Origin of the sequence: Flavobacterium lotistagni (assembly GCF_011392125.1) — a bacterium.
Classification (GTDB): Bacteria; Bacteroidota; Bacteroidia; order Flavobacteriales; family Flavobacteriaceae; genus Flavobacterium; species Flavobacterium lotistagni.
The window spans coordinates 449,974-475,284 of the sequence record NZ_JAAJBU010000002.1 but is presented as its reverse complement, the minus strand read 5'-3'; the positions used below and the strand labels follow the sequence as shown (position 1 = coordinate 475,284).

Here is a 25,311-nt window from a genome sequence, read left to right as displayed (position 1 = left end):
AGCGAAGCTAAATCATCAGGGCTAGGGCTTTAGTAAAAATCAAGGACATTATTTTTTAAATGAAAATTAGGCCTAGTACCTGAAGTCCACCGGACTTCCTCCTTTTAATTTCAAATCTGAAGTCCACAGGACTTTTATTCCACTACGTTCCATACAATTCGCCCGTTGGGCTCGGGTCTCCTCTTAATATGCTCCGCCAGTTCGCAATACTCGTGTCACCCGAGGCTTTAGCCGAACAGAGCGAAGCTAAATCATCAGGGCTAGGGCTTTAGTAAAAATCAAGGACATTATTTTTTAAATGAAAATTAGGCCTAGTACCTGAAGTCCACCGGACTTCCTCCTTTTAATTTCAAATCTGAAGTCCACTGGACTTTTATTCCGCTTTCGCTCCATACCGTTCAACCTTCGGTCTCGGGTCTTCTCTTAATATGCTTCGCCAGTTCGCGATGCTCGTGTCACCCGAGGCTTTAGCCGAACTGAGCGTAGCTAAATCTTAAGTCCACCGGACTTTTATTCCATTACATTTCATACAGTTTGCCTGTTGGACTCGGGTCTTATCTCAATATGCTCCGCCAGTTCGCTATACGTTTGTCAACCCCTAGACATTTGATATTAAGAAAATCATTAACTCGCTGCTGATTCATCAGGGTTCAGGTCTTTTTTTTGTAGCATTTATTTTGGTTCAATTAGAATTGCTACACTTTTTGTAGCAAAACAATTGTCTTTTTAAAATTTGCTACAAAAGTTGTAGCAAAAAAAACATCAAGGAAAATTTTGCTACAATTGCCGTGTGAGGATTTGAAGGTGATTTAAGGAAAGTGGCTTTTGAAGAGTCTTATGCGTTTTCAAATATTGCAGTTAAAAAAAATCCGCTTCAACATTTGAAGCGGATTTTTGTTCTGAAAGGAAAAGAAATTAATGAATTATTTTCTTACTCACTTCGAGGCCGTTGTCTAGTTTAATCTTCACTAAGTAAACCCCTTGGGCGAAACCAAATCGGGTTTTAAATTCGGCGGTATTCGCTTTGTAGGTCTCAATAAGCTTTCCTGAAATGTCATAAAGCGTCGCCTCAACGATATTCTTGGCACTGTTGATATTCAACTCCTGATTTTGAACAAAAGCCGTCACAGCAACTTGCGTATCGAAAGTGTCATTGCCTAACGCACTATTGTTGTAGCGCAATACAAATCGGTCATTGAAAGTACCGGCGGGCGAAGTAAAACTATAAGGGCTGTGTTTCAAATCGTGAATGATGTTTAAATTACGGTCTTCAAGATAAATTTGCTGGTTTTCAAACAAACCATCCACACCATCTAGCCCAATAGAGTAAGTATCTTGAACTATCGATTTAAAACCTAAAATCACTTGATCGGTTTGGTCAAAAGGCATGGGCCTGCCTTGAATCACGAGTTTGCGCTCTGGAATAATCGAATAGAGCAGCATTCCAGATTCGTCAATAGGCACTCCGTCATAAGAGCGATCATAATCAATAGTTGCATCGGGCAAATAGCCTACGAGAATTTGACTGAAACTACCGCTTTCGCTAATCAAGTCTAACCAAATACGGTTTTTATCAGAAGCGGCACTTTGGATAGTTCGCTCGTTTTGAGCAACAATACTTTGTCTGAAGAACTGGTTGTTGTTGCCGGCTACCCGCATAGCATTACGGAAAGTCACTGTAGCACCCGTAGCTGCTGTACCGGTGCTTTTGGCGAAAAACCCTTGACCCGAAGCAATATAACCGTTGGGTACCGCGCCACCGCTTCCCGCTTGAATCCCGCGTAGCCCTACGGCACCCAAACTGTTCCAAGCCGCGTAGTCGTTGGAGTTGTAGTTAAGCGCAAACGTACCATAGAACGGGTTGGAGTAGGCACTACTAATAGGTGAGTTGTGTGTCCAGAAATAAATAGTGCCGTCAATAATCGGTGTGTTGGCCGGATCGGTCAGGAACATTTGTGCATCAAGTGCCGACGGATAAGGGTTGCCAATTAAGTTATACTTGTCGTCATTGGTAGCCAAGGCCATCGTTCCATGGTAAATTGGGGTTGAGATAATTCCGTTATTGGGTGTTCCTATAAAATTGGCCGTGTAAGCAATTTTGGTTGCCGGTGTGAACGAAAAAGTCTGCGGTGCGCGAACACAATAACCTTTTCGCGGATCCATAATGGTTGCTGCTGATTCGTTCGCCCAGTTGCCGCCTAGGTTGGCAATGGTGGGTGTCCAGCTAAAATATTTATCAGACAAAGTATCCGGCGATAAACCACCTGCGCCGCCTAAAGCAAAATTAGAAGCTAAAGTAACCGGTGAACCCCAATAAGTGAAATCAAATCGGTACATCGGTTGGGTAAGACGCTCTACGGTAATAATGCCGGAATTGGTAGCCGAGTCATCGGTTTGAACCAAACTAGCGCCGTCATTGAATTTCAAAGTTCCGGGAGCATTTACGGTCAATCCGCCGTTTAAATTTAGCGCATCAGGGCTATTGAAAACCACCGTTCCTGAATTAACAGTACAACTACAGCCACTCAAACTTCCCGTTGAAGAATAATTTCCCGTAAAAGTAAGGCTGGTCGTTCCCGTTGGCGGAGCAGGGCTCCAGGCACTACCATTCCATGTTGATCCACTCATCAAGATGGTTCCGGTGCTGGTTTGGGTACAACTAGTCACAGGCGTTGTTACTGTGGCTGTATAAACTACTGGTGCCGGTGCTTTGGCATAAATTGTAGGCTGGTTTAAATGGGTTGCAGGATTGTAAGCTGTAGTAGCAGCGGCATCGATATATAAATCAGCAGTAGGTGACCAAGTGATAGGTAATTCGAAACCGAAAGTAGTCACGGGTCTGTTGGCATTGGTTGTTCCAGTAAGCGATGAACAAGAACTTCCTCCTGTTCTTGAAATCGTACTGACCACTGGGGGTGTCGAAATAGAAACGGTACTTGCCACACCGGCTGTTCCTGTATGACAAATGTTAATTACCACATTAGAAGTGCCGTCCCAGTTGAAAGGAGTGCTAAAAGTATGGGTATTTATGCCTAAAACAGGTAATAGATTTACTGTGGTGAATACTGTTGTAAAAGCGGGTGTCAAATATGTGGTGGTCAAAACGGTTGATGCGGTATGGCCCATACTGATTGTGTAAGTTCCCATGGCAATCGTTCCGGCGGTGGTAACATTAAATGCAATTGAAGTAATGTTACCGCCTGTAATTCCGGCAGCATTGAGTTCTGCTTTGGTGAATAGATATTGCACTCTTACCTCTGTGGTGGTTCCTTGACGGTAAGGGGTGTTGGCGGCTACCGATGTACCAGAGGCCACACCAACAGTTGCTGTTCCTGTATTTGGTGCTGCGGTAAAAGTTTGAATCGTATTCGGGCAAATATTTACAGAACTTGGCGCTACGGTTATAGGAGCAGGAAGTGCATTTACTGTAATAGTCACGTCTTTGGTTTTGACACAGGATGCTGGTGAAGTACCTGTTACGGTGTAAGTCGTGTTCACTATTGGCGTGGCAGTTACCGAGGCACCGGTTGTAGCACTTAAACCAGTAGCCGGGCTCCATGTATACACATAGGTTAAATCGGTGCTGCTTGCCGTGAGTGTGGTGCCGCTTCCAATACAGATTGAGGTACTCGGAGTTAAAGTAATATCGGCAGGTCTGGAACCGCTGAATTCGTCTGCTCCTATATCGGGTGTGGTTACATTTCTAGCCGTACTATCATAATCATCCAAAATGGAAACCGGTGTTCCGCCAGATTCGATATCAGTACATATAGGTGAAATATGCAAATCTGCTGTAGTCACATCCGCAAAAGGAATAACCAGAGCAGTATAGCTATTGGCATCGCCGCCAGAAACGGTTTTCCAGGCAGAAAAAGTAGTATCAGTAGCATTACTCAATCCCACAGTGGTGGCTACTGAACAATTCAAAACGTTATAGTTGGTAGTAATGCCCGTAAAAGTTGAACTCGTATTCACGAAAGCATAATTCTTACCGGAACTCGTTCTGGCCATCATAAAAATATTGTTCTTAATATCTCCGGTTCCGGCTGCCGCATTGAATTGAAAAGCAGTTGAAACCTGAGACCCAGCGTGTGTTCCGCCAATGTAAATACTGTTGTAGTAGTAGTTTCTTGCTCCGGTGGCTCCGGTATCAAAAATCCCAATCGCCCGAACTGTATTATTGTTGGTAATCGAAATCATGTTGTTGGCAAAGGTCCAGCTACCGCCGTTGGGCTGACATCCTATGGTGGAATTGGTGGTACCTGTGGTGGTATTGGTTAATCCGTAAATGCGGTTTTTGGAGATCGTACCTCCGCCAGCAGTATTTGCTGTCACAATTCCAGCTAATTGCACATTAATGGCAGTTACAGCCGAGGCATTGATGCTGTTGATGGTATTTCCGCTAATGGTGGATGCAGCACCTGAAGAGCCATAATAGATTCCCACAATCGGGATACCTGAACCCGTCGAAACATTGGTCGTTGGAGCGGTAATATTTGAAATGGTGTTGGAGCTGATATTGGCATTACCGGTTCCTTGTACTTCAATCGCCCGAACAGAAAAACCAGTAGTAGCCGAAGTGCTCGTCATTCCATTAATTGTATTACTAGTGATGGTGTTTGAGGTGGCACCGAGCGGATTCACGTATATTCCTCTGAAAGAACCGTCATTGGCCGAAGACAAAGTAGTAATCGCATTACCTGAAATTGTAATGGCCGATCCGCCAGTAACTGAAATCCCGCTAACAATTGATCCCGCTACAGTTCCAGTAGAGGAAATCGAAGTGATGGTATTGTTGTTAATTAACCCTGCAGCACCCGCGCTAATACTGATAGCCGAAACCAAACTACTGCCGTTTAAAGAGTTGATATTGTTATTAGATATCGATTTGTTCGTAGATACGGTAGCATCTAAAATACCATAAATTCCGGTGCCGGAAAAAGTCGATAGGGTATTGTTGTTCAAATTGAATGTAGCTGTACCCGCGGGTTGACTAGAATTGATTCCCGTCACTGCCAACGAAGAAGTGAGATTGCTAACACTATTGCCTGTAGCATTAAAGGTCGTTGCGGCACCATTGCTTGCGATTATAATTCCGGTAATTGAGCCAGCGTTTACACCAGATATGATATTGTTAGAAAGTGATGATACTGCACCTCCAAAGGCATTGGTATTTAAAATAGTGACTGGTGCAGAGGCTAATGCTAAAGTATTGAACGTATTTCCGTTGATGGTTTTGGTAGGGAATGGAGTTACACCATCTGTATTTGACCATCCTGTAAATGTTGAGGTGCCAGAAATCGTAATGTTAGAAAAATTGTTATTGTTGTTGTTAATCACTGCCCCGCTCACCGAACTAGCGGCATCATTATAAATAGTCAAGGAACCTGAGGCACCAGACTTGGTAAACGTACCGACAATACTGTTGGAGTTGATGTTTTTGGTTCCGGTAGCAGTTAATGAAACACCATCAGATAGCATGACTATACCGCCAGTAGAATTGATATTCAAATTGGTAAAAGTATTTGAGCTAATATCCTGAGATAAAGTTGCCGCCGAATTGATAATCAAGTTATGACTTGTTGCAGCAGTAGCAGCAGCCGTGTGAACAATACCTCTGAAATCATTGCTCAAGATGGAAAGTGCCGCAGCGGCCGTTCCGCCGGTATTTACAATCCCGCGAAATAAGCCTGAATTTCCTGCAACATAAGTAACCAAATCAGTACCAGCAATTCCCAAATTATTATTGCTGATGTTGATAGTACCCGTTACTGCTCCCGAATTGATGATTCCTGTGAAATTCGAAGCTGTTGTGCTGGCAGCGGCAAAACGAATTCCTCGGATACTATTATAAGTGTTTGTGAGATTCCCACTGATAGCCCCTGAAGTACTGATACCATTAAAGTTGTTGGCAGCTACAGCATTCAAGGTAATATTTTGGATGATGTTCGAAGCTCCAGAAGCTCCAATAGTAAGTGGCGAACCCGTGGCGGTGGAGTTAATTCCTGTAAATGTGCTGGCAGTAGTGGTTACCCCCAACGCTCCAATATTGATACTATTGGCAGCAAGAGTATGTCCTATGGTGTTGTTTGTAATGGTGTAAACTCCAGCACCTGCAGTGTTGATTCCGGTAAAATTAAAAGCCGCGGCTGCAACACCTGTTGTAGTAATGGATTGTATAGTGTTGTTCTGAATACTGACTGCACCAGTTCCGGTCATGTTGATACCGCATAAAGTTCCTCCAACTCCAGCAGTCGCATTGAAAGTGATGGGTGCTGCTGGTAAACCAATAGTGTTTCCTGAAGCGTTTCCGATATTGACATTTCCTGCAGTCACGTTGATTCCGGCAAACATATTGACCCCGGAAAAAGTTGCTGTTGAGGTATTGTGTGCAATTCCTGCGATTGTATTTCCTTGTACACTAGCTGATGCTACAGACAAGGTAATTGGCGTAAAAATCGAATTCGCAATCCCTACGAAATTATAAGTTCCGGTTCCGGATGAATTGGCATAACCAATAGTGTTGGAAGCTATAGAAAAGCCATTCCCGGAAGCATTGGCTATTTTAATTCCTGAATGAACGACACCGGTGGTTTGGGTTCGGGTAGCGCTTTGGTAGAACTTGTTGTTAGTAATAGTCACTAAAGTAGACCCAGTAGTGATGTAAACACCGGCAGATTCTACTGCAGCACTGAAATAGTCATAGATATTATTATTGTCAATTGTAATGTTGTTGTTTTCAAAGCCAGGGGTTCCTGAGAAATAAATTCCTTTGGACGGCAAATTGGAGCCAGCCGGTCCGATATTACAAAATTCAACACTATTATTATCGTTACCAGTATTGGTTGGTAAACCTCTAGTAGCAAACCAAATATTACCGCCATTAGTTCCGGCAGTCATCGTAGCTGAGCCCAAAATGGAGGTCCGATAAATATGGTTGTTGGAGGCATCAGTAATAAAACGAATAGTACAAGTTCCTGAAGTATTTGAAGTACTGGTGTTACTGATGGTTAAACTGTTTCCACCAGCATTTAAGCCGTCAATGGTCACAAAATCAGCACCGCTAAAATCAATCAAAGGAGTTCCTGCACTACCAGTTCCTGTACCAGTGATGGTTCTAGCAGCACACCCATCAGGTTGAATTAGAAGAGAAGTCATCGCGGCGTTATGATTCAAAGTGGCGGTATTGGCTCCTTCATTAATATCATTCAAAACTGACATCACCAAAACCCCTGTATGCGTTCCTGCATTGATGGCAGTAAAGGCCGCGCTGAGGGTATTGTAATTTCCTAATAGTGTGCCGCCGGTGGCCGTGAGAGTTACATTTCCCGGAATCAATTCGCCGGTAGTGCTGATACTCGCTCCGGGTAAATAACCTTGAAAAGTAATTTGAGCCAATTGGCCCGCTGTGAGTCCGGTGTTGTTAGTGCCAACAAAAATTTTGGCTCCCGTACAACTGTTGGTCCAACCGGTAATGGTTAGTGTTCTTCCGGCGGTCCAGGCAACGGCATTACTGGCAGCGAAAGTCAAGATATGGTTGCCTGAACCGAGTTCGATTGTTGAATTGTCGGTCAAGGCCAAAGTACCAACGGTGTCGCTAAAACCTACAGCAGCTCCGGTACTGAATTTACCTCCATTAAGAATAACATTACTTGTATTTGCGATTGCGTTGGCTGCTCCATATTGTAATGTTCCTGCGTTAATGGTAGTATTTCCAGTATAAGAATTTGAGCCAGATAACCGCACCAATCCTGGGCTGATTTTACGCAACCCACCGCTTCCAGAAATCGTATTGGTAAAATTCACGCTACCACCAGCGCTGACTACATCAAAGTTGACTGTATTGTTGTTCAGGTTAATTGTTCCTGAATAAGTGTGGGTATTGGAAGTGTTCAAAGAACCAATTGTGGCATTGGTAGAATTCGCAGGGACTACGATGTTGTTGGCCACTGTAGTAGGTGTAGTTGGATTGCTGATGTAGAGTTTGTTTACCAGAGCATTGCCGTTTCCAACTTGGATTCCGCCCTGAATAACGCCATTCGATTCGACCCAAAGTTCGCCTTCTTCAACAAAATAGCCACCAGATAAAGAAGCTACATTGTTATAATTCACCTCTACAATAGAGTATTGTTTGAGATAAAATCCTACAGAACCATTACCTTCGGGATAACTGTTGAGGGTAATTTTTCTGGAATTCGGACCATACACATGAAAGTTTCGGTTACCGGAATTGTAAATTGGGCGATTGAAAGTAAATCCACCGTTAATTGGATTGATTTCTATAACTGTGGCATTTCGCCCGTGAAAAGGCAGATTAAAAACTTGGGTATGGTTAGGGGAATAGTTTTCAATTTTACCGTAAAAATTAATTCCGTTTTCACTGCCGAATGGTCCATCAGCATCAAATTGATTCACTGACGGAGTGTAACTAGCGAAATAAGTCAGGTTGTTGATGTCTATCCATCCGCCATAATTGAGGTACATTGTGGTTTGTGGGCCATTTCTTAATTGAATGTTTAAATCGGTTGTAGCATTCCAAGTCACAGGGCATACATCGCCAAACCAGTTGTTGCAAAGTATGAATTCACCCAATGCATTGTCTCCGTCCCAGTTGTTTTGCGCTTGAACTTGCGAAGCACTGAACAATAAAACGAACCCAAAAACGAGCTTAAAGTATAAATATTTCCCCATAATATTCTTATTAAAAAAAAGCATTTGCAGCCTGATTTAAAGGCGGTCAAACCGAACAAAATTACAAATTTAATTTTTTAATAACTTTAACTTTACTTCAAAAACTGCATTATTATATTATTCTAAAAAACAGTTGTTTATAAGCAAAAAAACCTCTTAAATTAAAGAGGTTTATTATAATATTTTGCAAAATATTAAGAGTTTGTATCGCTCACTACAGGGAAACATTTATTGACTATAGTGATTCATCAATTTTTTTGAAACTTGAATCTGGTTTTCCAAATAGATTTTCACCATATAAACTCCTTGCGCAAAATCGAAAGGCTCGTTGATTTTTGAGGTTCTAGTTCGCGGATTAAAACGATATACCAGCTTGCCGGCCAAATCGTGTACTTCTACTTGACTGATATCTCTCGCGGCTTCAATAACTAACTGCTTTTTATTTATGAAAGCTATTACTTCTTGAGGCGCTTGGTTAAGATTTGTGGCAAGTGTGGAATTGGTATAGCGCAATACCAAACGATTATTGAAGTTGCCAATTTCTGATGAGAATATATAAGGGCTATCTTTCAAATTGTGAATGGTATTTAGGTAAGTATCTTCTACATAAATGGCCTGATTCTCAAACAAACCATCAAAATGATCCAAACGCAAAGAGAACATATCCTGAGCAGTAGCTTTGAAACCAAGAGGTACTTGGTCTGTATCATTAAAAGGCAAAGGTCGTCCTTGTATCACTAGCTCTCGATCAGGAATTACAGAATAAAAAGTAGAACTACTGTTATCTGTAAAACGAACACCATCGTAATTTCTGTCCCAGCCTTCAGTAGCATCATTAATATAACCAATCAAAATTTGATTGAAAGTACCGCTATGACTCAATAAATTCAACCATACTCTATGCTTTTCAGGTTGATTGGTTAGCCTAAAGAACTGACCATTATTGCCCGTAACACGCATGGAGTTTTTGAAAGTAACCGGATTACCACTCGGCGCTGTGCCAGTGCTTTTGGTGAAAAAACCTTGTCCGGTTCCGATGAATCCATTTGGGGTAGCGCCACCGGATAAAGCTGCTGAGCCACGGGATCCTACTGGGCCTAAGCTATTCCATGAGGCATAATCACTATCGGTATAATTAATCACGAAATCACCATAGAAAGGATCCACATAAGCAGTACTTGGTGCTGAATTGTGGGTCCAGAAATAAATGGTTCCGTCAATGATGGGCGTATTAGCAGGGTCTGTTAAAAATGCTTGTGCATCGACCGCTGACGGATAGGGGTTTCCTAACAAATTATATTTATCATTGTTGTTGCTTGGGCCAAGCGTTCCGTGATAAATCGGACAAAGAATGTCACCGTTGTTTGGAGTTCCTATGAAATTAGCTGTGTAAGGGGTAAATACCGTCGGGGTAAAAGAGAAACTCTGTGGCGCCCGAACAATATAACCTTTTATTGGGTTCATGATCGTTGCAGTACTTTCAGAAAACCAGTTTCCAAAGCTATTGCCTACAGTAGGAGTCCAGCTATAGAACTTATCACTTAGGGTATTGGGAGAGAGCATACCCAAGGTAAAGTTCGAGGCAAAAGTCACTGGGCATCCCCAATAAGTATAATCAAAACGATACATCGGTTGTGTAATGCGTTCGACATTGATGGTGCCAATGTTGGCCACGTTATTAATCTGAACTAAACTGGCGGAATTACTAAGATTGAATTGTCCTCCTGTGGCTACATTGACGATATCTGTTACGGTAATATTGTTTCCGGAATTGACTTGTAAAATACCACCATTCAATATTGTTAAACTGTAGGCATAAGCATTATAAGAAGAACCGGAAATAATAGGGTCAATAGTTGTGTTCGGAATGACCACACAATCTGTCGCTGTTGGAATACCCACAGGGTTCCAATTGCTGGCAGTATTCCAATCTGAGGTCGTTCCGTTCCAACTTTTAGAGGCGGTTACTGTTCCTGAACCAGTCATGTTGCTAGACAAAGCCGAACAATTGGCATCGCTTAAAGCTGTTAAAGTATAGGTTCTAGGAGTAGATGGAGCTACAGAAAACAAATAAGGATTGGTTGTGTTTCCATTCACAGTAACTGGAGTAGTTCCATCTGTATAGGTGAAATTCCATGGTCCGGTACCGGTGAAAGTAATGCTCATCGGAACACTGCCGGTGCAAGTTGAACCTGAGCCAGAAATCACAGCGGTCGGGCCATTGACAACAAAATTCCCTAAGGACCTTACCGTCGGATTATTCGGGCATGCCGCATAAAAAGGATAAGTACCCGGTGAATTGGTGTTGGTTAGCCCTGAGCCAGAAACACCAACCGGATTGAATGGAGTTCCGGTACCAATTGGAATACCGCCGCTGGCTGCCGTATACCATTCTACAGTTCCTCCTACAACCCCTGATATGGTTCCTGGTCCTGTTACATTCCATTGGAACGTATTGGTTAGTGTGATGCTGGATCCTGAGTATAACGTAGAGATTAAAGTATAGGTTACTCCGGCATTTAGCGTCGCACTCATCATGGGTTCGTAGGTCGTAGGTCCGCTATCATCGTCACCCACAATCCAGGTACCGCTACCACAGTATCCCGGATTGAAAGGGTTGATAACAATATAACCCATTCCATCATAAGCCGTAGTAGCTGCCATGGTAAAAGTATAGAACCCAGTTGCGCTTACCTGAAAATCCATTGAAGTATAATTGGCAGTGAGCCCATTGCCGTCAAATTCGCAAATGCTCGAGTTGGCCATAAAAATGATGGGTCGAATGGCTCTCGGATCACCAGTTGCATCCCAAGCGCCATTGATGGTATTACCCAAATTCGTGAGATTGGTACAAGAGCCAGTAGCGGTTAGTGTGGCTGTCCCGCCAGCACAAGTTGAACCATTAGTGGTCACCGGTGGAGCGGCATTAGTGATAAATGAAATCGGACCTGTCCAAACCCCTTTGTTTGCACCACAATTGGAGCGTACCCAAACATAGTATATCATACCTGAAGTAAGCCCTGTTAAATTCACTGTCGTTACTCCAGCACCAGTACTGCCTGTAGGAGTAGTAGCTGGAACCGGATCAGTAGCTGAGGTAGAATAAATATATTCATATCCGCTAGCCGGAGCTGGGCTGGCTGCTGTCCAGTTAAGGGTAGCAGTAGTAAAACCGATTCCGGTGGCCGGCTGAAGCGTAGGGTTTCCTGCACAAGGTAAAGCAACTACAGTGAAGGTATAATCTTCGGTTTCTCCGTAGGTAATAGATCCACATTGTTGCGGATTGGTATCGTAGTAATTTGCTCTGATTCTCATTCTGTGACTACCCACAGTTGCGCTCGCCGGAACCGTAAAACTTCCAGTATTGGCAGTATTGAAATTACCCGATCCATATACCTTTTCACCCGGATCACTAAAATCGAGATCGTTATTCCAATCAATCCAAATATTAAAGCCAAAAGTACCTCCAACATAAGCAGAAGAGAAATTAACCACTCCGTAAGGTTGTTGACTAACGGTTTGTGCGGTAAAATTCCCATAGCCACTGGCAGAAAGTCCGGAACTATTATTAGTAATATTGGCTATGCCTCCTGTTGTAGAGAAATTATTAATGTAATAACCTGTTGAAGTTGAAGTAGCGATACAGTATCCGGTATAAAAACTTCCCGCTGCAGTCCAAGAGCTGAAGGTGCCACCACAATCACTTCTGACAAAAACATAATAAGTGGTGCTGGCTGTTAGGCCTGTTAGATTTGCTGTGAGTGCAGTAGTTGCTATTCCGGGAACTGTTGGTGTAGTACTGCTAGTTGAAACATAATATTGATAACCATTACTTGGCAAAATAAGCGGAGCCGACCAGTTAATGGTTGCCGAAGAAGTCGTAATATTAGTAGTATCTGTCAAAGTTGGTGTTAAGCAAGAAGGGCTTAATGTAACTGTTACATCATCTACAAATAAATACCAAACATCGGCAGGAGATACGCCGTGAAAACCAATATAATATATACCGCTACTGCTAGGCATAAAATCTACCGTTTTCTGTATGTAAGGATCATTTCCAAGAACAGCAAATGTAGGCATCAAGGTGGTGGTCATGGAAGACGAAGAGGGCGAGGTGCCATACTTTATTTCGAGTAATTCGTTTTCACCAGTGTATGTGTAAGCTCTGGTATAGAAAGTCAAACGATAGGCCGTTCCTCCGGTGAGGTTTAATCCGCGCAGATAAAACCAATCGTTCATTGCATTAGCTGTATCGTATTGTATTCCCATTTGGTTGGTTCCTGATACAGGGTTGATGGCCGTTGCGTTACCTAGTGAGGTGCTGTTGCAGGTTTTCCAAAATTTAGTATCCCCGTTGGTATTTTCAGTCGCCAAACAAGCGGGAATGGCCGGCTGGGTGACGCTATCAAAATTTTGAGTATAGGGAATGTTGGCCGCAGTACAACTCGTGGTGATGTTTCCGTTTACATAGGCACTGTTGCAACCGTTTGATGCGAGAATTCTGTAATAATAAGTAGTTGCAGTTGTCAGGCCAGTTACATTTAATAGCACCGTAGGATTGGCCACAGAAAATGGCGATCCGGGAATATTTGCCGAGTAACCAGCATCGGTAGTAATTTGAACAGTATAGTTGATAGCTGCCGAAACACCACCAACAGGTTGTACCCAATTCAAAGTAAAACTGGTTGCAGTTAAATTGCTGGTTGTTACAGAATTTGGCACGCCTACACAAGTCAATCCGTTTCCAGAGAGCGCACCCGAAGCATTATAAATTGGGCCGCCGGTACATGGAGCATTGTTGTATGCATAGATGAAATAGTAATAACGGGTATTTCCATTCACACTGGTGTCATTTACACTTGGAGTTGCACTGTTTTGAATGAAAGTCAGTCCGCCACCTAATGATGCAATATTCCCGGCATTATAGATGGTTCCATTGGTGGGTTGCGCTGGTGGAGTGTTGGTTAAGGAACGAACCACCAAAAACTGGTCAGCTGTTCCCGAAAAAGTAAAGGGTAATGCTGTGGCTGTAGGAGTTCCCAGAGTAAAACCCGATGCCTGACTCGCTGGAGCTACACAAGGAGATGGAGTTGAGGCGCAAATGCCAAAAGTTCCGTTATTGTCATTGCTAAATTCCCAAACTCGAATATAGATTGTCGAGCCTGGAGTAAGACCACTTCTATTGATGTATGACATAGCACCGTTGTTACTATCGTCGTCGTCGCACTCAATTAAAGTGAGCCCACCACAACTGCCAGAATAAATGGCCATTCCTGAATCGAGCATGCTGCCGGTTTGCATATCTAGAATCAAAGTTCCGTTGGCTGGTACCACAGCTTTAAACCAAACGTCATTACCTAAATAACTCGCACAACCCGGAGCCGGAGTTCCTGTTGTTGAACTAGTAGTCGCAGTAGCATTCGAATAAGTTGTATAAGTACAACTAGAACCTACCGTGAGTGTAATAGCTGTAGTGCACTCATCATTAAAAGGAGGTAAAGTCGTTCCTGAGCCAACTAATGGCCCAAGGGAATTATATACCGGACCTCCAAGACAAGCCGTATTGTTGAAAGCATAAATAAAATAATAGTATTGTGTGTTTGCCGCGAGTCCAGTTCCGGCTATAGCAGTACTTGCGCTGCTTTGCACAAAAGTAAAGCCGGCCCCTAACGTCCCAACATTAGCTCCGCTGTAAGTTGTACCATTCACTGGTTGTGAAGGCGGCGTGTTGGTTAATGAACTCACAACCAAGTAGCCATTGGCACTGCCCGAAAAAGAGGCAGGAAGTGTAGAAGATGTTGGTGTTCCCAATACAAATGCGCTTGCCTGACTTACGGGTGCCACACAGTTGGGAAGTAAAGTAACCACGTTTCCAGTAACATACGCACTTGCACAACCATTACTAGCTAATATTCTGTAATAATAGGTGGTGTTTGAGTTTAATCCGGTCAAGCTTAAAGTGGTGGTTGGTGCATTAATCGTGAACGGAGAACCGGCGATATTAGCTGTATATCCGGCATCGGTGGTAATTTGAACGGTATAACTTAAAGGTAAAGCCGAGCCGCCAGTGGGTGCAGTCCAGTTTAAAACAAATCCGCTCGAGGTAACGCTAGCAGTACCAACCGTATTGGGTATCGCTGTACAAGTAACGCCTGATCCATTCAATGGCCCACTTACGTTGTATGTTGGTCCGCCTGAACAAGTCGTGTTGTTATAAGCATAAATAAAATAATAATAATTGGTGTTACCTTGTAAAGCTGTAGCTGTAAAAGTTGTAGTAGCATTACTCTGTATAAAAGTCAGTCCAGCACCTAAAGTGGCTATATTACCAGCAGTATAAATGGTTCCGTCTACAGGTTGTGAAGGTGGTGTTGCGCTGGTAGATTGTACTACTAAATAGCCGTTGGCACTACCAGAAAAGCTAGCTGCTATGGAGGTAGCGGTAATCGTACCAGATACAAAAGTATTGGCTTGGGCTACAGGAGCGACACAAGGCGGATACAAAGTAGTGAAGGTGCCTGAGCTTGTCCATCCGCTGTATACTCCGCTGCCACAATCACTTCTAACGAAAACATAATAAACGGTATTTGGAGTCAAACCACTAATGCTAGCAGAAGTTCCAGCAGTAAAAGTTCCCGATCCGGAAGGCGTCAGGTTAGCAGTTGAATATACATATTCGTATCCGCTTGCTGGTGCTGGGCTAGGTGCTGCCCAATTGAGCGTTGCTGTAGTAGAAGTGATGGCTGTTGTAGGGGTTAAAGTCGGTTTTTGGCAACCCGATGGTGAAATACAAGTAACCCCAGCGAGCCAACCAGAATTATTAATTGCTCCACTAGAGCGAAAGCGAATAGTAATCGCGCCACTGGCATCAGTCGAGGTAATGGTTCCAGGACTGTTGGTTCCGTAAAATGATCCGGCTGGGCAGTTGGTAGCATTTGTACCTACTGGAAGCCCTGAGGATATGACCGGCGAAGCAGTAGTAGGACCATTGTAAATGACCATGCCGTCTTCACCTGACTGCAAATCAAAAGTGTTGAAAGTAAGCTCGACTTTATTGGTTCCTACTGAAGGAGTAAAAGTAATGGTGTAATCTTTAGAGATGTTGTAGGCATCATTGAAGCCACCTTGGTCTGTAAAGCTGTAAGTGGTGCCGCAATTGATAGTCTGAGCACAAGTGTTTGCTATTAACGGAATGATGGTGTTTTCTGAGCTAACTGTTGAAGTCCATGCAACATCATCTACCCAGCGGGCATCGGTGCCTGAGGTTCTTTCATCCAAAATTCTAACATAGACATTGGTTAAACCTAAGGCGGAAAGATTGACAGTATATTTTACCCAAGCAATTCCTGGAGTGACCGAACCTCTGGCAGTCCAAGTGGTGCCATCAGGAGAAGTCAATACGGTAAATTTCGGAGCTCCTGCACTTACCCCATTTCGTTTGTGATAAAAAGAAAAACTACCCGGTGTAGCAATCATGGGAGTTTGAATGTAATCTCCGACTGCGTTGAACTCCAATTCATTGAAACCAGAGTATGCTGCTGCCACTGTGGTGTATGTCATCGAGTTGTCTGTCCAGGTGCCTCCCGAAGTGGGAATGGCGGTGCTAAAACTTTCGTAAACTTGGTAGTTCAAACATTGAGCAACGGTCTTATTGCTGTTGATAGAAACAAACAACAATAACACAATCTTGATTAAACTATATAAATTTTGATGTTTTAGATATTTACAATCTAGCAAACCAAAACTGTTTCTGGCGGAGTAATTTATTTTCATAAGCAGCATGTCTTGAAAAACGGGCTATAAAGATAAGGCATTTCACAAGTTTATTTTGAATTATGTTGATAAATTACGCTAAAGTTGTATAAAAAAGTTACTTTTTAAGGCGCAGTTTTCAAAATATAGTAGTCTATTGGTAAAAACTGTAAATATTATGAAATTTTATCCTACAAAAATTGAAATCATATGCAATGGTAAGCTGTCCGATGCGAAATCATCTTTATTGTTTTTGAATCAATTTTCTTGAAAGCACGATTCCGTTTTGCAATTTTATTTTAGCTAAGTACACTCCGTCAGTACCATAGAAATCTCTTTCGAAGCTTGATTTTAAAACCTTCACTTTTTCGGTGAAGATTAATTTCCCAGCGATATCATAAATCGTAACTTCATCAATCATCCACTGAGATTGTACAAATAGTTTTTCCTGATTCAAATAAGCGATTAAGTCTGTTGCAGCCTCTTGGGAAACATTCCCCAAAGCAGCATTCGTATATCTTAACACAAAGCGATCATTAAAAGTACCAATGCTCGAGGTGAAAGAATACGGGCTTTGTTTCAAGTTGTGAATCACATTGAGCAAACGGTCTTCGATATAAATATTCTGCGTTTCAAACAAACCGTCGAAGTGATCGATTCGAATTGCAAAAGTATCATTCACCGTCGATTTGTAACCCAACGGAATTTGATCTTCTGCGCTGAAAGGCAAACCGCGGCCTTGAATTACCAGATTTTTCTCTTGCAAGATTGAATACATACTAATGCTGTTGTTGTCGGTAAATTTTACACCATCAAAATCGCGATCAAAGCCATTGGAAGCCGCTTCAGCATAACCCAAAAGAATTTGATTGAACGATCCGCCTTGGTTTACCAAATTCAACCAAAGCCTGTGTTTCTCGGGCACTATTGTTTGGGAACGATTTGCATTGGCATCCACGATACTGCTTCTGAAAAACTGATCGTTATTGAAAGCCACACGCATCGAATTCCTGAAAACCACTGGGTCGCCATTGTTTGCTGTGCCGGTACTTTTGGCGAAAAAACCTTGACCAGAAGCTATATAACCATTTGGAACTGCACCGCCAGAACCTGCAGCGGCGGTTGTTCCGGTTCCACCCAAACGGTTCCATGATGCATAATCATTGGCTGCATAATTAATGATGAAATCGCCATAAAAAGGATCAACATGGCTCGCACTTGGTTGCGAATTGTGTGTCCAAAAATAAATTGTACCGTCAATGATTGGTAGGTTAGCCGGATCACTCAGGAATAGTTCTGCATCCACCGCCGAGGCGTAAGGATTTCCTAATAAGTTGTATTTATCATTATTGTTACTCAGCGGTAAGGCTCCGAAATAAATCGGACAATAAATATCTCCGTTGTTTGGTGTTCCTATGAAATTCGCTGTATAAGGCACTTTGACATCGGGCGTGAAAGAGAAATTTTGCGGCGCTCTTGCTATATATCCTTTAGTAGGGTTCATTGCTGTGGCTGGGGTTTCAAAAGCCCAATTGCCAAAACCATTACTAACGCTCGGAATCCAACTGAAGAACTTGTCGCTCAAAGTGTTCGGCGAAAGCATGCCCAACGTAAAGTTTGAAGCTAAAGTCACCGGACTTCCCCAATAAGTATAATCGAAACGGTACATTGGTTGGGTAATTCTCTCGACGGTTATCTTTCCGATGTTGATGGCATTACTAACTTGAACCAAACTAGCATTGTTGCGGATGGTGAAATTCGCCGTAACATTTACATTCACCCCGTCGTTCACCGTAATCGCGTTGTTTGAAGTTACTTCTAACGAAGCACCAGCGAGTAAAGACAAAGTTTTAGCCGTTGCATTATAATTTGTGCCAATCACCACCGGATCATTCACCACATTCGGAATTATCACACAATCTGTTTGGGCAGGAACACCATTAGGTTGCCAATTTGTAGCAACGTTCCAGTCAGTACTAGTCAGCCCTGTCCAAGTTTTAGCTAAGCTTGTAATGGTTACGCAGTTGCTAATATCGATGCATAGTACACTATTTAAAGTAGAGGTTACAACCACATGATAATAAGTAGTTTGCGACACATTTGGCGCGTCGTAAGTGGCACTAGTAGCTCCAGTGATATTTGTCCATGGGCCACTACAACCGCTGATGCTGCTTTGCCATTGGTAAGACAGTACGCCGTTTCCGCTTGCTGGTGTGCTGATCGTAAAAGCGGTTGGGTCGTCAGTGCTTCCGCAGATGCTTTGGTCTCCGCTAATAGTAGCAGCGGTTACCGAATTCACAAATACAGTTACAAAATTCGAGGGAGCTGAACAATTCGTGCTATTGACCGTTGCGGTGGCCACTCTTCTGAAATAAGAAGTTTGCGTAACAGGCCCAGGTGCGTCGTAATCGGCTGAAGTTGCTCCAGCAATATCAGTCCAAGGGCCAGCACTTGAAGCGGTACTGATTTGCCACTGATAAGTCAAGTTTAATCCGGTAGCAGCTACCGTGGTTGTAAATCCATTTGGATCACCGCCGTTGCAAACTGTTCTGTTTCCGCTAATGGTTCCCGGAGTAATAGAGTTGGCTGTTACCGTAATACAATTGCTTATAGCTGAACAAACAACACTATTTAAGGTTGAAGTCACTACCCGGCGATAGTAAGTAGTTACTAATAAACCTGCTGGCGGATCATAAGTAGCAGCCGTGGCCCCAACGATATTGGTAAATGAACCGCCACATCCGCTGGTATTGCTTTGCCATTGGTAAGTAATAGTTCCTGAAGCGGTAGCTGGAGTAATTTCCGTAAACGCAGAAGGGTTGTTACCACATAAAGTCTGATCATTTCCAACGGTTCCAGCCGTTACATCATTAATAGTGATCTCGACACAGTTACTAAAATCCGAACAACTCACACTGCTAAAAGTGGAAAATGCAATCCTTCTGTAATAAGTCGTTACAGATAATCCGGCTGGCGGCGAATAAGTAGCAGCCGTGGCTCCAACGATATTGGTAAATGAACCGCCACATCCACTGGTATTGCTTTGCCATTGGTAAGTAATACTTCCGGTTCCGGTAGCCGCTACACTGCCAAGAATGGTTGGGTTCGCACCACTACAAATGGTTTGATTCCCAGAAATTGATCCCGGATTGATGTTGTTGATAGTTACTAGAACTACAGCAGAATTCGCCGTGCAGGTTGTGCCATTCACCGTTGAGGTCACGACTCTTCTGAACCAAGTATTTTGAGTCAAAACACCAGAATCATATGTGGTTCCTGTCGCTAAAGGGATATTATTAATCACCGATACAAAATTATCCGTGCTGCTTTGCCATTGGTAAGAAAGGTTAATACCGGTTGCCGGAGTCAATTGCGTAAAAGCCACAGGATCGCCGCCACTACAAATCGTTTGGTTGGCAGCAATGGTTCCGGAAGTAACATTCGGAGCCACCGTTATGGAAATTACAATCGGACTTCCGTTGCAACCATTAGAACGCGGCGTGATGGTAAACTGAACAATTTGGCTTACGGCGGTGTTATTGGTCAACACTGGATTGATGGTATATGTACTTCCAAAACTAATATTCCCTGAAGTAGCATTGGTAGTTCCGCTCACGTTGGTCGTGTTGTTTCTGGTCCAACTGAAAGTCATGGTTGCATCTGTAATATTTCCGCTAACGCCAATGTTGGGTGATGTTCCGTTGCAAATGGTACTGTTGTCTCCAGTTGCAGTAGCTACAGGTATCGGACGTATCGTTACGTTGAAAGTTTGTGGCGAAGTACTACAGATAAAAGAACCCGATGGCGGCCCAGGAAAATTATAAACATTAGGAACAATTGTTACCGAAGTTACTACAGTAGCGTTGGTGTTATTCACTGCAGTCAAAGGGCCGATGTTTGCCGAAGAAGTACGGAACCCGAAAACTGCCCCACCAGTTGTTCCTACCGGGCCTCCGCTGGCTGGACTGATATAGTTTGAATCGGCTGTCCAGTTGAAGCGCACCGAAGAAGTGGAGAAGTGCAAAGAGTTAATGTCCGGAGTAAAACTGCTGCCTGAACATATTGGTCCGGTAAGGTCGTCATCAAACCCGAAAGAGAAACCTACGCTGCTTACTACTTCCACAAAAATGACATTGCTGGTCACATTGCCACAAATGTTGGTGGTAATCAGACGGTAATAAGTATTTGCCGTGGCCCCGTTTACAAATGGAGGCTGATAAGTGTTGTTGGTAGCTCCTGCAATGTTATTATAAGTTACGTTATTGTTACTGCTTTGCCATTGGTAAGTGTATAAACCAGAACCGCCGCTGGCAGGAGTTGTAATGGTTAATAGTGATGGGTTTGATAGCACACAAACCGTCTGGGGCGAATTAATTACTGGTGCGACTAGTGGCGCATAAACTGTTACAGAGGCTGTTGTGCTGCTGCTACATCCGTTAGGAGCCAAGGCTGTTATAGTGAAAATTGTCGTTTGTGTCGAGGTAGTATTGTTGGTAAAACTTCCGTCTAAAGTAGCACCGCTTCCCGAGGCAGGAATCCCGGTAAGGTTAGTTGTATTGTCGCGTGTCCAGCTATATGTAGTTCCCGCCACAGCATTAGAGTTACTAAAATTCAAAGTAGTAATCGCTTGAAGATGGCAACGTGTTTGGTTCGTCGGAGCTACAGTAACCAGTGGTGTAGGCAATACGGTGATGCTAATGATATCAGGGTCAGAAATGCAACTGCCCGATTGTGCTGTGATAGTAAAGTCTACAGTTTGTGAGCTGTTGGTATTGTTGGTCAGTGTTCCTGAGATAGAGGAGCCGCTGCCTGAATTGGGCAATCCGGTCACATTTATAGTATTGTTTCTAGTCCAGTTGAAAGTTGTTCCCGCAATATTATTTGGGTTAGAAATCGCAATCGAACCAAACGGCGAACTGCCACAAAGGGTTTGCGAAAGCGGCAAAGCAACCACTGTTGGTTTTGGGTTTACGGTAATGGTAATTGTCGTGCTCGAAGAGTCACATCCTGCAGCGGTAGCAATAATTGTAAAAGTGGTAGTTTGCGGAACATTGGTATTATTGGTCAAAGTGCCGGAGATACTCGAAGTAGTTCCTGATGCAGCAATACCGGTAAGGTTGGTAATATTGTCACGCGTCCAACTGTAAGTGGTTCCTAAAACCGAATTTGGATTGGTGAGGCTGATGGAACTGATAGGACTATCTGAACAAACTGTTTGGCTAGCCGGTGAAGCCGCTACTGTCGGTTTCGGATCTACCAATACCGAAGCAATCACAGGATTCGATACACAACCGTCTTCAGAAACAGCATTCAATGAAAAGTTGACGGTTTGTGTCACATTAGTGGTGTTGGTCAGGGTACCAGAGATGGTGGTTCCTGTTCCACTAGTGGCTATTCCTGTAGCGTTTATTACATTGTCGCGGGTCCAGTTGTAATCAATAGCCCCCAAAATACCGTTCGGATTGCTCATTACAATCGGTGTGATAGCTGATGGAGAGCAGATGTTTTGGGATAAAACACTACCTGTTACTGTTGGTTTAGGATGAATAGTCACCGTCACCGAGAAAGTACTCGCAGAACAACTACCCGAAGTAGCTGTAACAGTATAAGAGGCCGTTTGGTCTACATTGGTCGGATTGCTCAGTGTTTGGCTAATTGACGCTTGTCCGGTAGCTGCAGATCCGCCTGTCATGCCGCCGGTAACAATCGGTGCACTCCATGAATAAGTAGTTCCAATGGGAACAATATTTCCGCTGCCGTTGGTTGGGGTAAAAGAGAAATTCTCGTCGCTACAAAAGGCTGATGAGATATTATTAATCTCTGGTTTCGGATTCACGGTTACTGTCAAAGCGAATGGTGTTCCGATACACGAACCAGACGTGCCAGAAGTCGGAACAATATAATAAGTAGCAGTTTGCGGCGTATTGGTTGGGTTGACCAAAGTCTGTGCAACAGATGATTTTGCAAATCCGATCGAACCTCCGGTTAATCCGCCGGTGACAATCGGTGCAGGCCATGAGTAAGTAGTGCCCAAAGGAACCACAGTAGCACTTGTTGGAATTCCGTTGAGGATCGAAAAATCGAATGGATCTTCGCTGCAAACGGTCAAGGTTTGGTCTGGAATAAAAGGCGTTTGATTTACTGAAAGCGAACATTGAATAGAAGCCAATCCAGAGTTACAACTGTTGCTCACTACACAATAGTAATCAGTACCGGCATCTGAAAAATCTATCGGATTGATTGTAAGCGAACTGGTTGTTGCTCCGCTAATAGTTCCTCCGTCAACAAGCATTGTCGTGCCTTTGTACCATTGATAGCTCAATCCGCCACCACTGGCCAACAAAAAGAAATTCGCAAACGAACCGGCGCAAACCGTTTGGGTAGCTTCTGGTTGAATGTCAATTTGGACATTTTGGTTGACTATCAAAATCGCATCATCACTAGATAATAAATTACAAGGACTGGTGCCGCTAACCACGCAACGATAGAAGTTCGACGCATCACCCAAAGTGAGCGAACTGATAGAAAGCGTAGGTGTTGTACTACCTGAAACGGTAGCATTATCACTAAGTGGTGTAGCGCCATTATACCATTGGTATGAAAGTCCAGCTCCGGTAGCCACTACTGAAAAAGTTGCCGTGTTTCCCGTACATAGAGTTTGTGTTGTTGTAGGTTGACTAGTAATTGACACTTTTTCAATGACTACTAATTCGGCATTGTTAGAATTAACTGTTGGGGCACAAGTTCCGCTAACAGCACAATAATAATCGGAAGCCGCGTCACTCAAGACCACCGGATTAATTGTTAAAGTAGCTGAATTCGCACCAGAGATATTTCCGCCGTTGCTCAAAGGAGTTGCTCCTTTATACCATTGATAACCACCGACTGCTCCGGAAGTGCTTACTGAAAAGCTCACTGAATTATCCGAGCAAACGGTTTGTGTAGCTGTCGGTTGGGCGGTAATGGAATGGGGTTGGTTCACGATAACAGTAGTCGATGCGCAAAGGGTTGTATTACAAGTGCCGGTATAACGAACAAAATAATTGGTGTTCGCTATTGGTGATACCGTGATGCTATTACCTGTTCCAATTAAAGTACCGCCACATGAACCTGAAAACCATTGTAAAGTTGCTCCAGTTCCGGCCGAACCTCCACTGAGGGATAGGGTTGTTGTATCGCCGTTACAGATGGTTGTGGTGCCTAGGATATTGGTCGGAGCAACCGATAGTGAGTTTACAGTATATGTGGCTGCACTGGTGGCGGTTCCTGATGCGGTTGTTACGGTAACAGTTCCAGTAGTTCCCGTTCCGATTACTGCGATGATTTGCGTGCTAGTAAATGAAGTAATCGAACTTACGGCAGTGCCACCAATCTGAACATTAGCTGCTGTGATTCCGATAAAGTTTGTACCGGTAATGGTGAGTGAATTTCCCGGACAACCATTTGTTGTTCCCAATCCGGTGATCGTGGGAACTGCTGCCGAGACATTCACCAGATAATCTTCGGCTTGTCCTCGAACACCATCTTCACATGGCGTTGCCGAGTAGGCAGCACCTTTAAACATTACACGCATGGTAGTTAAGCCTAAATTGGCCGTAGCAGGAACGGCAATATTTCCAGTTAAAGGAGTGGCTAACGCATCACCAACCGAATTGGTTAAACTGCCGATATTGTAGATTTCGTTGGCATTGTTCCCGAAAGTACCATTTTGATCCCAATCGATGTATACTCTGAAAAAGTATTGATTGTTTCCATTAGTGTTTCCCTTCAGAGAGATGGCATTGGTAGCCGAACCTTGAATTACCGTAGCTGTGTTGCAGTATTTTATATATTCCGGCCCAACGCCGACTACATTGGAAGTAGTATTATTGATTCCGGCAAAAGTCACATTCGAAATCGGGCGAACGCCAGTGGTAAAACTCGGATTACAATAATTTTGCAAAACAGAGGTATAGGTAATCACGATTTGCCCATTAGCGCCATCACCACCGGTACGGCCAGAGCATCCGCCGCCGCAATTTCGCAATCCGCCACCACCGCCACTACCTGGGTTGGTCGCATCATTACCGTTTCCGTAGGTGTTTCTTGAAGTTCCGCCAGCCAAACCGTTTGAGAAACCGCCAGCCGCGCCTAAAGTTGTAGTACCTGTGCTTCCGTTTGAACCAGTTATGTTGGTACTTCCACCAGTAGCTGTGCCGCCAATTCCTGCTGTGCCTTGGTTTTGGCCTCCACCGGTTCCTCCATTGGCCGTTAATGCTAGAATGGTTGTGGCCGTTCCGTTTGCTCCGTTTCCGTTTCCTCCATTGCCACCGGCTCCGACAGTAAAGTTAATGGTTTGGTTAGGAGTTACTGTTACAGTATAAGAGCTATAGCCACCGCCACCACCGCCAGAACCACCATTAGGGTTGTTGTCTGCTGCGCCGCCGGCACCACCACCGCCCCATGCTTGAACTGTGATTGACGTGACATCGCAAGGCACTATCCAATTTCCAGCGCCAGGAGTGTTGAAGGTTACTGTTTGTGAATTCACGTATTGTCCTAATGAAAATAGAAACAACAATAACATCCAAGTCCGTTTTTGAATCGGTCGGATAGGGTATAATAGTAATGATCGAGAATTGGGGTAATTCTTTTCCATGGGTTTAAGACTTATGATTTGGCCTCACAAAATTATTCCGCCACTTTGACTTGGCTCAATTTTTCAGACAACTAACCTTAAAACTCGTTGAAATACGGTTTGTGAAAGAATTGAATTGTAAATCATTGTTAAATAAATAATTACGAAATAAACGTATGGTGTTTTTCATCGATTTTTTGTGTAGTTCACGGTCGGTTAACTATAAAATGATTCAGCCGCAATCTTCAAAG

3 protein-coding genes are annotated in these 25,311 nt (G+C 43.5%); all 3 read right to left on the bottom strand.

Going from position 1 to position 25,311, the window contains the following annotated elements:
- Positions 1-915 precede the first annotated feature (915 nt).
- The 3 genes from G4D82_RS04820 to G4D82_RS04810 all read right to left on the bottom strand — a co-directional run bounded on the left by G4D82_RS04820 (position 916) and on the right by G4D82_RS04810 (position 25,081).
- Positions 916-8,691, bottom strand: a complete 7,776-nt coding sequence (locus G4D82_RS04820; RefSeq protein ID WP_166335082.1) for a T9SS type A sorting domain-containing protein — start codon at positions 8,689-8,691, stop codon at positions 916-918.
- A gap of 228 nt (positions 8,692-8,919) precedes the next feature.
- On the bottom strand, positions 8,920-16,464 hold the full coding sequence (locus G4D82_RS04815; protein ID WP_166335080.1) for a fibronectin type III domain-containing protein: 7,545 nt from the start codon (positions 16,462-16,464) through the stop codon (positions 8,920-8,922).
- 223 nt (positions 16,465-16,687) lie between these two features.
- Positions 16,688-25,081, bottom strand: coding sequence for a PKD-like domain-containing protein (locus G4D82_RS04810; protein WP_166335077.1), 8,394 nt, complete (start codon positions 25,079-25,081; stop codon positions 16,688-16,690).
- Positions 25,082-25,311 lie beyond the last annotated feature (230 nt).

Bases quoted from the DNA above. Each gene is read 5' to 3' on its own strand.
- G4D82_RS04820 (WP_166335082.1), bottom strand. From the start codon at position 8,691: ATGGGGAAATATTTATACTTTAAGCTCGTTTTTGGGTTCGTTTTATTG.
- G4D82_RS04815 (WP_166335080.1), bottom strand. From the start codon at position 16,464: ATGAAAATAAATTACTCCGCCAGAAACAGTTTTGGTTTGCTAGATTGT.
- G4D82_RS04810 (WP_166335077.1), bottom strand. From the start codon at position 25,081: ATGGAAAAGAATTACCCCAATTCTCGATCATTACTATTATACCCTATC.